Source organism: Rhizobacter sp. P2_H2 (genome assembly GCF_056403375.1).
Window position 1 is genome coordinate 19,507 of the sequence record NZ_JBFUFP010000007.1, and the last position, 13,051, is coordinate 32,557.

Genomic DNA, 13,051 nt, shown 5'->3' on the forward strand with positions numbered 1-13,051 from the left:
CCGTGTCATGTGATGTTTTTCACAGTCTTCGACGGGCCGCTTCGGGCTTGTCATCGCCTTAACGATTGGTAAACGTCTTCTTGCAAGCGCTTTCAGCCGTGGCTATGCTCGCGCCGCGTTCGCTCGCTCCGCTGATGCGCACGACATACCCACAAGAGGAGACAAGCCATGATCCGTTCTTCCCGCGCTGCCCTGCATGGGCTCGCCTGGGCCGTTGCGCTCACGCTGGGCGCCTGCGGCGGAGGCGATTCCAACGACAGCCCGCCGCCGCCTCCCGTGAGCACCGACATCCCGACCACCCCGCTGCAGGACTGGCCCGCGATCAAGAGCGCGGTGGCCCGTGACGCCGGCATCGAGGCGCAGGTGGACGCGCTGCTCGCCAAGATGAGCCTGGAGGAGAAGGTCGGCCAGATGACGCAGGTCGAGATCCAGGGGGTGACGCCGGACGACATCAAGACCTACCACCTGGGCTCGGTGCTGAACGGCGGTGGATCCTTCCCGGGCCAGCACAAGGATGCACCGGTCGCCGACTGGCTGGCGCTGGCCGATACGCTGTGGGCCGCGTCGAAGGACCCGGCCAATGCGAACCCGATCCCGCTGATCTGGGGCACGGACGCGGTGCACGGCCACAACAACGTGAAGGGCGCGACGCTCTTCCCGCACAACATCGGGCTGGGCGCGACGCGCGACCCCGACCTGCTGCGCCGCATCGGCGAGGTGACCGCGCGCGAAGTGGCGCACACCGGCATCGACTGGGCCTTCGGCCCGACGCTCGCCGTCGTGCGCGACGACCGTTGGGGCCGCACCTACGAGGGCTACTCGGAAGACCCGTTGGTCGTGCAGTCGTACGGGGGCGCGGTGATCCAGGGCCTGCAGGGCACGCTCGCGAAGGACGCGAAGGCCAACGAGAAGGTGGTCGCCACGGCCAAGCACTTCCTGGGCGACGGCGGCACCACCGACGGCAAGGACCAGGGCATCACCGCGGTCACCGAGGCCGACCTGATCAACATCCACGGCCGCGGCTACTACACCGCGCTGCAGGCGGGTGCGCAATCGGTGATGGCCTCGTTCAGCAGCTGGAAGGACGCCTCGAAGGGCGACACCGCGCGCGCCGACAAGATGCACGGCCACAAGTACCTGCTGACCGACGTGCTGAAGACGAAGATGGGCTTCGACGGCTTCGTCGTCTCGGACTGGAACGGCCTCGGCCAGGTCAACGCGACCAACAGCGATTCGACGCGCGCCTGCACCAACGCCGACTGCCCGCAGGCCATCAACGCCGGCATCGACATGGTGATGGTGCCGTACGTCGACGACTGGAAGGCGTTCATCGCCAACACGATCGCGAGCGTGAAGAGCGGCGAGATCCCGCAGGCGCGCATCGACGATGCGGTGCGCCGCATCCTGCGCGTCAAGCTGCGCGCCGGCCTGTTCGACAAGCCGAAGCTGTCGGCACGCAACGCGAGCAGCGAGGTCGGCACCGCCGAGAACCGCGCGGTGGCGCGCGAGGCGGTGCGCAAATCGCTGGTGCTGCTGAAGAACAACGGCGCCACGCTGCCGCTGGCGCGCAGCGCCAGGGTGCTGGTGGCCGGCAAGAGCGCCGACAGTTTGTCGAACCAGAGCGGCGGCTGGTCGCTCACCTGGCAGGGCACCGACAACGTCAATGCCGATTTCGGCGGCGGCACCACGCTGTGGGCGGCGATCCAGAAGATCGCGCCGAACGCGGTGATCGACACCAGCACCACCGGCGCGCTGGGCAGCGCCGACTACGACGCGGCGATCGTCGTGATCGGCGAGACGCCGTATGCCGAAGGCGTCGGCGACATCGGCAAGACCAAGACGCTGGAGCACGCGAAGCTGCACCCGGAAGACGTCGCGCTGATCGATGCGCTGAAGACCAAGGGCGTCAAGAAGATCATCACGGTGCTGTACTCGGGCCGCCCGCTGTACGTGAACCGCGAGCTCAACCGCTCGGATGCGTTCGTCGCCGCGTGGCTGCCGGGCACCGAGGGTGACGGCCTGACCGACGTGCTGTTCAAGAAGGACGACGGGGCCGTCAATGCCGACTTCAGCGGCAAGCTGTCGTACTCGTGGCCGAAGGCGGCCTGCCAGGTCGCGCTGAACCATGGCGATGCTGGCTACGACCCGCTGTATGCCTTCGGCTACGGCCTGAGCTATGCCGCGCCGGGGGCCGACCAAGTGGCGCTCGACGAGGCCACCGTGGCGCAGGGCTGCGGCGTGCCGGCGGGCGGCGGCGGCACCACCGACCAGACGCTGGCGGTGTTCGACGGCGCGAACCAGAGCGGCTTCTCGCTGCGCATCGGCGCACCGTCGAGCTGGAGCGTGCTGGTGGGGCTGTCGTCGGCGACGACCACGTCGACGCCGCAGGGCGAGATCAGTGCGGTGCCGGTCGACGACAAGGACGGCAAGCAGTGGGCGGCGATCAAGGCGAAGTGGAACGGCGCGGCCGGCCAGCTCTACATGCAGAGCACCAACGACGCCGACAAGCAGGACCTGCAGTCGTACCTGAACTCGAAGGGTTCGCTGGTGTTCGATGCGCGCGTCAGCGTGGCGCCGAGCGCGGCGGTGAAGATGCGGGTGGACTGCGGCTACCCGTGCATGGGCGAGATCGACGCGACGAACACCTTCGGCGCGCTGCCGGTCAATACCTGGACGGAACTCGCGATCCCGCTGCAGTGCTTTGCCGACCAGGGCACCGACTTCACCGCGGTGAACACGCCGTTCCTGCTGTACAGCAGCGGCGGGCAGTTCGAGGTGTCGGTGGCCAATATCCGCTGGGATCCGAAGAACACCGGCAACGTGCCGTGCGCGGGCGGGCCGGCGGTGAACGTGATCGCGGTCAGCGACGACAAGGACCTGTACGTCAATGGCATCAGCGATGCGGCGGCGTTGGCGCCGGCGGGTGCGTGGTCGTACGGCACGGGCAGCGTGACGCTGACGAACGACCTGGTCGACGGCACCGACAAGCTGATCGACGTGGTGTTCAACGGCGTGACCGACGGGGCCGGCAACGGCGGCATCTTCCTGTCGGTGCCGGACAACACGCTGATCGACGCGTCGGCGATCGCGGCGACGGGCGGCGTGCAGTTCGAGATCCGGGTGCTCGACTACGGCAACAGCACGCAGGACTTCTGGACCAAGATGGTCTGCGACCGCAAGAGCGAGACCTGCCGCACCGGCGACCTGAAGGACAAGGTCGGCCACCCGGCGCTCAACACCTGGCAGACGGTGAAGATCCCGTTCAGCTCGCCGGACTACGTGGCGAACGGGTTCGATGCTTCGAAGATCACGTCGCCGCTGGAGATGCTGCCGGCGTGGGACGACCAGAAGGGAACCATCCATTTCCAGATCCGCAACCTGCGGATCGTGAAGAACCTCTGAGCGGGGTTCTCGATTGCGGCGGTCGCGCGGGCCTTGGCGGTCAGCGCGTGACCCTTCAGGGGCGCAACGCGAGTTGCGCCCTTTTTTTGTTCGCTGCATCTGCACGGCAAAGGCGCGTGCAGGTTCGCTGACGGTGGCACCATGTGGTCTTCGAGAAAACGACAACAACAGGCCGGGAGGCGAATGCGACATCCCTTCACTTTGCTGATCGCATCGGTGCTGACGATGGGATCCATCGGCATCGCGACTGCGGCGCCCGTCGACGGGTGCTACGTGCTGCCGCACTCCATCGCCTATCGCGGTGATGCGCCTACTGCCCCGGATGAAGTCATTCCCGTGCTGGACCATTTCGGGGTGCGACAGGACTCCGAATCCACATACGAATTCGACCTGCTCGTCGTCGGCGACCAAGGTCACGTGTGCCAAGCCACCGGTCGCCTGGAGATCGTCAAGAAGGGGAGCCGTGAAATCCTCCGCCGGGTGCCAGACGAAGATGACGAAGCGATGCGGGTGAGAGGGGCGTCGCTCTGCAAGTTGATTGCCGAGGTCAAGCCGAAGACCATCGTCATCCAGGCGAACAGCCCGTGCGACGACCTGTTTGCGTGCGGCGCAGGCATGGGCATCGGTGAGCGTTCCTTTCGACGCAGCAGTGCTGTGCCGGCGAAACCGAGACCGCCTTGCTTTCAGAAGTGAAGGCCGGAACAGGTGCCGCGCACAAATGCCAAGAGCTGATTCATTGCTGAGTGCGTGATCCCTCTTTCGTCCGATCACCTCACGCTACAGTGAAGTTCATGGCCTCCCTTCATGAAACCATCGACTTCGTCGGCGAATCCGATCTGCCCAAGAACTGGCAGGACGACGTCTTCAGGTACTGCACGTTCACGGGTCTCGATGTCGAAGGCGCTGCGTTCGAGGGCATCCTGAACGGCTGCAGGGTGAATGACTCCTCGTGGTACTGGGGGCTGTTCAACACGACGACCTTCGTTCGCGTTGAATTCAACGGATGCGTCTTCCGCGGCTCGGGCTTCGCCGGGTGCCTCTTCGCCGAATGCCGGTTCGTCAACTGCAAGTTCCTGAGGGACAACCTGAGTGCAGGCTGCACGTTCGACGGGTGCAGGTGGTACGACTGCGAGCAGACCGAGTGCGAGGGGCTGTCTCGTCAATTTGCGGCCGAATCGAAGAGGCGCACGCATTGATGCTCGCTCTCACCGTTCATATCACTCGATACGTCGACGATCACTTCCCGGGGTTCGTCGAATGCACATTCCAGGACGCCGAAGGCAAGACTCACGTCTTCGTTGAAAAGGTGCCCGTTGTCAGCCGGGAAGCGCTTGATGTCACGAGCATCTACCCAGCGATCGGGGCGATGCATTGCGAGAACGAGTTGGCCTGGATGGATGAAGCGGGGCGACGACTGGTGCGAATCAACACCGACCACCCCTGGCACATCGAGTCAATGGCTGGAGAGAGCCGGTTCGTCGTGCTTGCGTCGCAGCTCGCGGACTGAGTTGGCGATGGTCGGTGGCAACATCCGACCTCACGAAACCAGCTGGCAAAACGTCGGGCGCCCCATGAGGAAAATCTGGTACCTGTGCATGACGATCGGCTTCCTGTGGCTGATGGCCATCCAGCTCTACTACACGCTCGGCATCGACTTCCGGCTGGTGATGAAGGCGCAGCACCGAAACCCTCCGCGCGAGGACCGCGGCTGTCTGAAATGTGAGTCGTATGAGGGCGCTCTTGCCGCCGCGGGACTGGCACACGATCTCGCACCGAATGTCATCTGGCCTGCCGTGCTTCTGCTGGCAGGCGGCTGCGGTGCCGCACGCAACAGCCGGAGGACGACCCCGACACCGCCAGGCGATGATTCATCGGCCGGACCGTCGAGCGAGAACGCCGAACAAGAGTCTGGAATGCGTCAGCCATGAAGAAGTCGATCGCTGCCTGTGCAACGGCCATCGTTCTGGCCGCAGGACTGCTCGGATGCAATGTCGATATCCCACCGATCTCGGCGGCGACTCGCACGACCTACGTCGCGGGCACGCCGGGGCCGCGCGAGCAGTTGACGAGCGCACAACGCCAGGCGCTGGGCAAGTGGCTCACGGAGCATCGCGCCGACTGGTCACGCACCGTGGCGACGCATTCGCCTCGAATGGTGATCGAGATGGAGCATGAAGGCGGAACGACATCGCTGAACCTCTGGCCGCGATGGCTCATCGCTTCCGGCCCGTTCGGGCAGTATCAGCGCGCGCTTGCTGAAGACGAGGCGCGTACGCTGGCTGCTATCCTCGATCCGGACGACGCCGTGTTCAATGGCGCTCCGGATAGCAGCAACTGACCGTCAACCCCACCATCGGATGCGTGGCACACCGCCTTCCCTGCTGAGCACCGCGCTCGCAAGCGTGGTGGTGGTCGTCGCCTTCGTGGCGGTGGTGTATTTGATGGTCAAACGCGCTCGCGACCCCCGCACGGTACCGCGAGATCCTGTTGATCGCCGACTGCTGCCGCTGCTCAAGAACCCATCGCGTCGAGAGAAGCTGCTCTTCGTCATCGGCCTCCTGGTCGCCGCGGCCGCGCCATGGCTCACGTACGTGCTCGAACGATAGAGTCTTCGTCAGGAAGCGGAGGCACGGACGAAAACGTCCGTGCCTCCGAAGCAAAGCCCGCGTCAGCGAACCTTGCCCGCCTTCCACGCATTCAGCAGCGTGTCATACGCGATCGTCTCGCCCTTCGRCTTCTCGTTCGCCAGCTTCTTCCACGGCGCGCCCTTGTCGCTCAGCCACTTGTTCGGGTCGCCCTTCGGATTCAGCTTCGGTGCGCAGCGTGCCATCCCGGCGCGCTCCAGCCGGCCCATCACCTGGTCCATCTCCTCGGCCAGGTTGTCCATCGCCTGCTGCGGCGTCTTCTCGCCCGTCACCGCCACCGCCACGTTCTTCCACCACAGCTGCGCGAGCTTCGGGTAGTCGGGCACGTTGGTGCCGGTCGGCGTCCAGGCCACGCGCGCCGGGCTGCGGTAGAACTCCACCAGCCCGCCGAGCTTCGGCGCCAGGTCCGTCATCGCCTTCGACTGGATGTCGCTCTCGCGGATCGGCGTCAGCCCGGTGATCGTCTTCTTCAGCGAGGTCGTCTTCGCCGTCACGAACTGCGCATACAGCCACGCCGCCGCCGTGCGGTTCGCGTCATGCGCCTCGAAGAAGGTCCACGAACCCACGTCCTGGTAGCCGTTCTGCATGCCCTGCTTCCAGTACGGGCCGTTCGGGCCAGGGGCCATGCGCCACTTCGGCGTGCCGTCGGCATTCACCACCGGCAGGCCCGGCTTGGTCATGTCGGCGGTGAACGCGGTGTACCAGAAGATCTGCTGCGCGATCTGCCCCTGCGCCGGCACCGGGCCGGCTTCGCCGAAGGTCATGCCGGTGGCTTCCTTCGGGGCGTACTTCTTCATCCAGTCGACGTACTTCGTCAGCGCATACACGGCCGCCGGCGAGTTGGTCGCACCGCCGCGCGAGACGCTGGCCCCCTGCGGCGTGCAGCCGTCGGCCGACGCGCGAATGCCCCACTCGTCCACCGGCATGCCGTTCGGGATGCCGATGTCGGCGGTGCCGGCCATCGACAGCCACGCATCGGTGAAGCGCCAGCCCAGCGACGGATCCTTCTTGCCGTAGTCCATGTGGCCGTAGATCGGCTTGCCGTCGATCGTCTTCACGTCTTCGCTGAAGAACGCGGCGATGTCCTCGTACGCGCTCCAGTTCAGCGGCACGCCCAGGTCATAGCCGTACTTGGCCTTGAACTTCTCCTTCAGGTCCGGGCGCGCGAACAGGTCGGCGCGGAACCAGTACAGGTTCGCGAACTGCTGGTCGGGCAGCTGGTACAGCTTCTTGTCCGGCGCGGTCGTGAAGCTCGTGCCGATGAAGTCCTTGATGTCCAGACCCGGGTTCGTCCACTCCTTGCCCTTGCCCGACATGTAGTCGGTCAGGTTCATGATCTTGCCGTAGCGGTAGTGCGTGCCGATCAGGTCCGAGTCGGAGATCCAGCCGTCGTAGATGCTCTTGCCCGACTGCATCGAGGTCTGCAGCTTCTCGACCACGTCGCCTTCCTGGATCAGGTCGTGCTTCACCTTGATGCCGGTGATCTCCTCGAAGGCCTTGGCCAGCGTCTTCGATTCGTACTCGTGCGTCGTGATCGTCTCCGACACCACCGAGATCTCCTTCACGCCCTTGGCCTGCAGCTTCTTCGCGGCCTCGATGAACCACTTCATCTCGGCCATCTGCTGGTCCTTGTTCAGCGTCGACGGCTGGAACTCGGCATCGATCCATTTCTTCGCCTCGGCCTCGCCAGCCCAGGCGCTCTGGCCCAGTGCCAGCGCAACGGCGGCAAAGGCCACTGCATTCAAGCGCAACTTCATGTCTGTCTCCTCTGGTACTTCCCGGGGTACTCGCGACACGCCAGCGGGGAAGAATCGCCGGCGGCCTTTTCAAMCTTCAGCTCGGTGGCTCAGCCCTTGCGCATGATCAGCGCYAGCACCGCCATCGAGACCGCGAAGCTGATCCAGATCGACGGCTCCTCCGCCAGCCCGAACCAGCCCACCATCTTTTCGCTGAACGCCACGAACGCGAGGTTCACGTACGCCGCGCTGAGCAGCCCGATGAAGAGCCGGTCGCCGCGCGTCGTCGCCATCGGCAGGAAGCCCTTGCGCACCGTCGTCGGCGACTTCAGCTCCCACACCGTCATGCCGGCCAGCATCAGCACGATGCAGCCGAAGAACACCGCCACCGGCAGGGTCCACGCCATCCAGTCGAACATCACACTCTCCCCATCGCAAAGCCCTTGGCGATGTAATGCCGCACGAACCAGATCACGATCGCGCCCGGCACGATGGTCAGCACGCCGGCCGCGGCCAGCACGCCCCAGTCCATGCCCGAGGCACTCACCGTGCGCGTCATCACTGCGACGATCGGCTTCGCGTTCACGCTGGTCAGCGTGCGCGCCATCAGCAGCTCGACCCAGCTGAACATGAAGCAGAAGAACGCCGCCACGCCCACGCCGGCCTTGATCAGCGGGATGTAGATCGTCAGGAAGAAACGCGGGAACGAGTAGCCGTCGATGTAGGCCGTCTCGTCGATCTCGCGCGGGATGCCGCTCATGAAGCCCTCGAGGATCCACACCGCCAGCGGCACGTTGAACAGCAGGTGCGCCAGCGCCACCGCGATGTGCGTGTCCATCAGCCCGAGCGTCGTGTACAGCTGGAAGAACGGCAGCAGGAACACCGCCGGCGGCGTCATGCGGTTGGTCAGCAGCCAGAAGAACACGTGCTTGTCGCCGAGGAAGCTGTAGCGCGAGAACGCATACGCCGCCGGCAGCGCCACCAGCAGCGAGATCACCGTGTTGATGGCCACGTAGATCATCGAGTTGATGTAGCCCGAGTACCAGGACTCGTCGGTGAAGATCGTGCGGTAGTGGTCGAACGTGAAATGCTGCGGCCACAGGCTGAACGAGGACAGGATCTCCTCGTTCGTCTTGAACGACATGTTCACCATCCAGTACACCGGCAGGATCGCGAACAGCAGGTACAGCAGCAGGAAGATCACCCGCTTCTTGAAACGGCGCTCATCCATGGGCGGCTCCCTCGGTCGTCGTCGCATCCTGGCCGACCCGCTGCATCCAGTTGTAGAGGATGAAGCACAGCAGCAGGATGATCAAAAAGTAGATCAGCGAGAAGGCCGCGGCCGGGCCGAGGTCGAACTGGCCGACCGCCTTCTGCGTCAGGTACTGGCTCAGGAAGGTGGTCGCGTTGCCGGGCCCGCCGCCGGTCAGCACGAAGGGCTCGGTGTAGATCATGAAGCTGTCCATGAAGCGCAGCAGCACCGCGATCATCAGCACGCCGCGCAGCTTGGGCAGCTGGATGAAGCGGAACACCGCGAACTTGCTCGCGCCGTCGATGCGCGCGGCCTGGTAGTACGCATCGGGGATCGCGCGCAGCCCGGCGAAGCACAGCAGCGCCACCAGCGGCGTCCAGTGCCACACGTCCATCAGCAGCACGGTGAACCAGGCGTCGGTCGCGTTGCCGGTGTAGCTGTAGTCGATGCCCATCTTCGCGAGCGCCGCACCCATCAGGCCGATGTCGGTGCGCCCGTAGATCTGCCAGATGGTGCCGACCACGTTCCACGGGATCAGCAGCGAGATCGCCACCAGCACCAGCACCGCCGACGAGCGCGCGCCCTTGGCCGGCATCGACAACGCGAGGCCGATGCCCAGCGGGATCTCCACCAGCAGCACCGCGAACGAGAAGCCGATCTGGCGCAGCAGCGCGCCCTGCAGGTCTTCGTCGCGCATCACCGACTTGAACCACTCGGTGCCGACGAACACGCGCCGCTCGGGCGAGATGATGTCCTGCACCGAGTAGTTGACGACCGTCATCAGCGGCAGCACCGCCGAGAAGGCCACGCACAACACCACCGGCAGGATCAGCAGCCAGGCTTTCTGGTTGACGGGCTTCATGCCGCCACCTCCACGGAAGAATCAATCAACACATCGTCCCGGTAGTAGCAGGTGTGCGCACCGACCAGCGACAGCCACACCTGGTCGCCGACCCGCGGGATGCGCTGGTCGGGCGACAGGCGGGCGCGGATGGTCTGCTCGCTGTCGCCGGAGCCGAGGCGCGCACCGAGCAGCCAGTAGGTGCCGATGTCCTGCGCCTGCGTCACGGTGGCGGGCACGGCGCCCGCCGCGTCCGGCGCCGCGAGCGCCACGTACTCCGGCCGCACGCCGAGCGCGAAGCTGCCCTCGCCCTGCAGCGGGTTGTGGGTCATCGGCAGCACCCGGCCGGCCACGTCGATGCCCTGGCCGGCCCAGCGCACCGGCAGGAAGTTCATGCCCGGCGAGCCGATGAAGTGGCCGACGAAGCGGTGCTGCGGCCGCTCGAACAGCGCCGAGGCACTGCCCACCTGCACCGCGCGGCCGCGCGTCATCACGACCACCTGGTCGGCGAAGGTCAGCGCCTCGACCTGGTCGTGCGTCACGTAGACCAGCGTCAGCTTCAGCTCGTGGTGGATCTGCTTCAGCTTGCGGCGCAGCTGCCACTTCAGGTGCGGGTCGATGACGGTCAGCGGTTCGTCGAACAGCACGGCCGACACGTCCTCGCGCACCAGGCCGCGGCCCAGCGAGATCTTCTGCTTGGCATCCGCCGACAGCCCGGCAGCGCGCGTGTTCAGCTGGCCGCTCATCTCCAGCATCTCGGCGATCTGGCCGACGCGCTGGCGGATGCGATCCGGCGCGACACCCCGGTTGCGCAGCGGGAACGCGAGGTTCTCGGCGACGGTCATCGTGTCGTAGATGACGGGGAACTGGAACACCTGCGCGATGTTGCGCTGCTGCGGTGACTGCCCGGTGACGTCCTGCCCGCCGAACTTCACCGTGCCCTGCGACGGCGTCACGAGGCCCGAGATGATGTTCAGCAGCGTCGTCTTGCCGCAGCCCGACGGGCCGAGCAGCGCATAGGCGCCGCCGTCGTCGAAGGTCATCTTCAGCGGCAGCAGCGCGTAGTCCTCATCGCGCTGCGGGTTCGGTTTGTAGGCGTGTGCCAGGTCGAGGTCGATGCGTGCCATCTCAGATGCCCTCCCGGCTCGGGGCCACCAGCAGGCGGCCTGCGGAATCGAACACGTGCACCTGCGCCGCGTTCAGGTACAGCGTCACCGCTTCGCCGAGCGTGAACTGGTGGACGCCAGTGAGTTGCGCCACCAGTTCGCCGATCGGCGTGTCGACGTGCACGAAGGTGTCCGAGCCGGAGATCTCGGCCAGCTCGACCTTGCCCGGCAGCGCGACATCGCCGTCGCGCTGGCGAACCCGCAGTGCGCTTGCGCGGATGCCGATCGTCAGCGCCGGCGTGCTCGACGCCGGCAGCGGCACCGAGAGGTTCACGCCGGCCTGCAGCGAGATGCCGATGCTCGCGTGCGTGCCCTCGACCAGGTTCATCGGCGGATCGCTGAACGCACGCGCGACGCGGATCGACTGCGGCCGGTGGAACACCTCGGCGGTCGGGCCGTACTGCAGCAGCTCGCCGGCGTCCATCACTGCGGTGTAGCCGCCCAGCAGCAGCGCCTCGGTCGGCTCGGTGGTCGCGTAGACGACGGTCGATTCGCCGGCCGCGAACAGCTGCGACAGCTCGTCGCGCAGTTCCTCGCGCAGCTTGTAGTCCAGGTTCACCAGCGGCTCGTCGAGCAGCATCAGCGGGGCCTTCTTCGCCAGTGCCCGCGCGAGGGCCACACGCTGCTGCTGGCCGCCCGACAGCTCGGCCGGCAGCCGCTTCAGGAACGGCTCGATGTGCAGCCGCTTCGCCAGCTCCAGCACGCGCTCGGCAATGCCCTTCTCGCCGCGCAGCTTCAGCGGTGACGCGATGTTGTCGGCCACCGTCATCGACGGGTAGTTGATGAACTGCTGGTAGACCATCGACACGTTGCGCTCGCGCACCGGCAGGCCGGTCACGTCGCGGCCGTCGGCCAGCACGCGGCCTTGCGTCGGCGTGTCCAGCCCCGCCATCACGCGCATCAGCGAAGTCTTGCCGGCCTGGGTCGCCCCCAGCAGCACGGTCACCGCGCGCGGGACCAGGGTCAGGTCGAGCGGGTAGAGGTGGGTCTGCGCACCGACCTGCTTGCCGATGCGCTCCAGCGTCAATTCCATGAGGTCTCCGAAGGTCTTGTCTGCGGCGGCGCTGCCGTCGTCGTCGTTGCGGCGCCACGCCAGTTCTTTGCGCACCAGAGCGCCACCTGCTCGCGCTGGGCCGGCGTCAGGTGCAGGCCGAGCTTGGTGCGCCGCCACAGCACGTCGTCGGGCTCACGCGCCCACTCGTGCGCGTGCAGGTAGTTCAGTTCCGCCTCGTGCAGCCCGGGCACGACTTCGGCGCCGGGGCCGTTCGCCAGCAGCACCTGCACGCGCGAGCCATAGCAGCGCGCCAGGCGATGCCGCATCGCGACCGGCAAGTGCGGATGGCGCAGCGCGAACGCCTGCTCGAAGCGCGCGAAGTCGGTGTCGGGGCGCTGCGGGTCGCCGATCCACACGCTGAGGTCGCCGCCGGGCAGGAAGGCGCCGGCCGTCCACGCGCCGCGCTGCGTGCCGAGCGGCGCGGCCAGCAGGTCGGCGGCTTCCTCGGCCAGCTTGCGGAAGGTCGTGATCTTGCCGCCCCACACCGACAGCAACGCCGCCTTCGAGGTGTCGAGCTCGAGCGAGTAGTCGCGCGTCACCGCCGACGGGTCGCCCGACTCGTCGTCGAGCAGCGGCCGCACGCCGGAGTAGGTCCACACCACGTCGGCCGGCGCCACCGGCTTCGCGAAGTACCGGCTCGCCTGCTCGCACAGGTAGGCGATCTCGCTGTCGTCGATGCGCGCCTCGCCGATCGCGCCGTGGTGCTCGACGTCGGTGGTGCCGATCAGCGTGAACTCGCCGTCCTGGTAGGGGATCGCGAAGATGATGCGGCGGTCCGGGTTCTGGAAGATGTAGGCGTGGTCGTGGTCGAACAGCTTCTTCACGACGATGTGGCTGCCCTTCACCAGGCGCAGCGACTTGGCGCGCGGCGCATGTGTGCCCTCGGCGAGGAACTGCGCCGCCCACGGGCCGGCGGCGTTGACGAGCGCGCGTGCATTCAGCGTGTGGGTGCGGC

Annotated in this window: 14 protein-coding genes; 7 read left to right on the plus strand and 7 right to left on the minus strand. The window is 66.4% G+C overall.

Annotated features, from left to right (window positions below):
* Positions 1-168: 168 nt before the first annotated feature.
* The 7 genes from AC1D15_RS01660 to AC1D15_RS01690 all read left to right on the plus strand — a co-directional run bounded on the left by AC1D15_RS01660 (position 169) and on the right by AC1D15_RS01690 (position 6,008).
* A complete protein-coding gene (locus AC1D15_RS01660) occupies positions 169-3,402 on the plus strand; it encodes a glycoside hydrolase family 3 N-terminal domain-containing protein (RefSeq protein WP_477824668.1) in 3,234 nt (1,077 codons plus the stop codon).
* Positions 3,403-3,603: 201 nt separating this feature from the next.
* On the plus strand, positions 3,604-4,095 hold the full coding sequence (locus AC1D15_RS01665) for a hypothetical protein (protein WP_477824669.1): 492 nt from the start codon (positions 3,604-3,606) through the stop codon (positions 4,093-4,095).
* Between the two features lie 89 nt (positions 4,096-4,184).
* Positions 4,185-4,598, plus strand: coding sequence for a pentapeptide repeat-containing protein (locus AC1D15_RS01670; protein WP_477824670.1), 414 nt, complete (start codon positions 4,185-4,187; stop codon positions 4,596-4,598).
* Entirely contained in the window at positions 4,598-4,909 is a 312-nt protein-coding gene (locus tag AC1D15_RS01675; RefSeq protein ID WP_477824671.1) for a hypothetical protein, read from the plus strand. The genes AC1D15_RS01670 and AC1D15_RS01675 overlap by 1 nt, the downstream gene beginning before the upstream one ends.
* A gap of 88 nt (positions 4,910-4,997) precedes the next feature.
* Positions 4,998-5,330: a hypothetical protein gene (locus AC1D15_RS01680; protein WP_477824672.1), complete on the plus strand. Its 333-nt coding sequence runs from the start codon at positions 4,998-5,000 to the stop codon at positions 5,328-5,330.
* Positions 5,327-5,740 (plus strand): hypothetical protein, encoded by a 414-nt coding sequence (locus AC1D15_RS01685; RefSeq protein WP_477824673.1) that lies wholly within the window; start codon positions 5,327-5,329, stop codon positions 5,738-5,740. Before AC1D15_RS01680 ends, AC1D15_RS01685 begins: the two co-directional genes overlap by 4 nt.
* 19 nt (positions 5,741-5,759) lie before the next feature.
* A complete protein-coding gene (locus AC1D15_RS01690) occupies positions 5,760-6,008 on the plus strand; it encodes a hypothetical protein (RefSeq protein ID WP_477824674.1) in 249 nt (82 codons plus the stop codon).
* A 62-nt stretch (positions 6,009-6,070) separates the two neighbouring features.
* Here the strand turns inward: AC1D15_RS01690 and AC1D15_RS01695 are convergent, their stop codons facing one another.
* The 7 genes from AC1D15_RS01695 to glpD all read right to left on the minus strand — a co-directional run.
* Positions 6,071-7,804, minus strand: a complete 1,734-nt coding sequence (locus AC1D15_RS01695) for an ABC transporter substrate-binding protein (RefSeq protein ID WP_477824675.1) — start codon at positions 7,802-7,804, stop codon at positions 6,071-6,073.
* Between the two features lie 89 nt (positions 7,805-7,893).
* Complete coding sequence (locus AC1D15_RS01700) at positions 7,894-8,202, minus strand: DUF2160 domain-containing protein (protein ID WP_477824676.1); 309 nt, start codon at positions 8,200-8,202, stop codon at positions 7,894-7,896.
* Positions 8,202-9,014, minus strand: a complete 813-nt coding sequence (locus tag AC1D15_RS01705) for a carbohydrate ABC transporter permease (RefSeq protein WP_477824677.1) — start codon at positions 9,012-9,014, stop codon at positions 8,202-8,204. Before AC1D15_RS01705 ends, AC1D15_RS01700 begins: the two co-directional genes overlap by 1 nt.
* Positions 9,007-9,897, minus strand: a complete 891-nt coding sequence (locus tag AC1D15_RS01710; RefSeq protein WP_477824678.1) for a carbohydrate ABC transporter permease — start codon at positions 9,895-9,897, stop codon at positions 9,007-9,009. Before AC1D15_RS01710 ends, AC1D15_RS01705 begins: the two co-directional genes overlap by 8 nt.
* On the minus strand, positions 9,894-11,003 hold the full coding sequence (locus AC1D15_RS01715; protein WP_477824679.1) for an ABC transporter ATP-binding protein: 1,110 nt from the start codon (positions 11,001-11,003) through the stop codon (positions 9,894-9,896). The genes AC1D15_RS01710 and AC1D15_RS01715 overlap by 4 nt, the downstream gene beginning before the upstream one ends.
* A gap of 1 nt (position 11,004) precedes the next feature.
* Positions 11,005-12,075 (minus strand): ABC transporter ATP-binding protein, encoded by a 1,071-nt coding sequence (locus AC1D15_RS01720; RefSeq protein WP_047508336.1) that lies wholly within the window; start codon positions 12,073-12,075, stop codon positions 11,005-11,007.
* Positions 12,066-13,051: glycerol-3-phosphate dehydrogenase (gene glpD, locus AC1D15_RS01725; protein ID WP_477824680.1), on the minus strand; the 986-nt coding region annotated here is incomplete at its 5' end. The genes glpD and AC1D15_RS01720, both read right to left, overlap by 10 nt.

What these genes read in the sequence shown, in the direction of transcription:
- AC1D15_RS01660 (WP_477824668.1), top strand. Translation starts at nt 169, where the DNA reads ATGATCCGTTCTTCCCGCGCTGCCCTGCATGGGCTCGCCTGGGCCGTT.
- AC1D15_RS01675 (WP_477824671.1), top strand. Translation starts at nt 4,598, where the DNA reads ATGCTCGCTCTCACCGTTCATATCACTCGATACGTCGACGATCACTTC.
- AC1D15_RS01680 (WP_477824672.1), top strand. Translation starts at nt 4,998, where the DNA reads ATGACGATCGGCTTCCTGTGGCTGATGGCCATCCAGCTCTACTACACG.
- AC1D15_RS01685 (WP_477824673.1), top strand. Translation starts at nt 5,327, where the DNA reads ATGAAGAAGTCGATCGCTGCCTGTGCAACGGCCATCGTTCTGGCCGCA.
- AC1D15_RS01690 (WP_477824674.1), top strand. Translation starts at nt 5,760, where the DNA reads ATGCGTGGCACACCGCCTTCCCTGCTGAGCACCGCGCTCGCAAGCGTG.
- AC1D15_RS01705 (WP_477824677.1), bottom strand. Translation starts at nt 9,014, where the DNA reads ATGGATGAGCGCCGTTTCAAGAAGCGGGTGATCTTCCTGCTGCTGTAC.
- AC1D15_RS01710 (WP_477824678.1), bottom strand. Translation starts at nt 9,897, where the DNA reads ATGAAGCCCGTCAACCAGAAAGCCTGGCTGCTGATCCTGCCGGTGGTG.
- AC1D15_RS01715 (WP_477824679.1), bottom strand. Translation starts at nt 11,003, where the DNA reads ATGGCACGCATCGACCTCGACCTGGCACACGCCTACAAACCGAACCCG.
- AC1D15_RS01720 (WP_047508336.1), bottom strand. Translation starts at nt 12,075, where the DNA reads ATGGAATTGACGCTGGAGCGCATCGGCAAGCAGGTCGGTGCGCAGACC.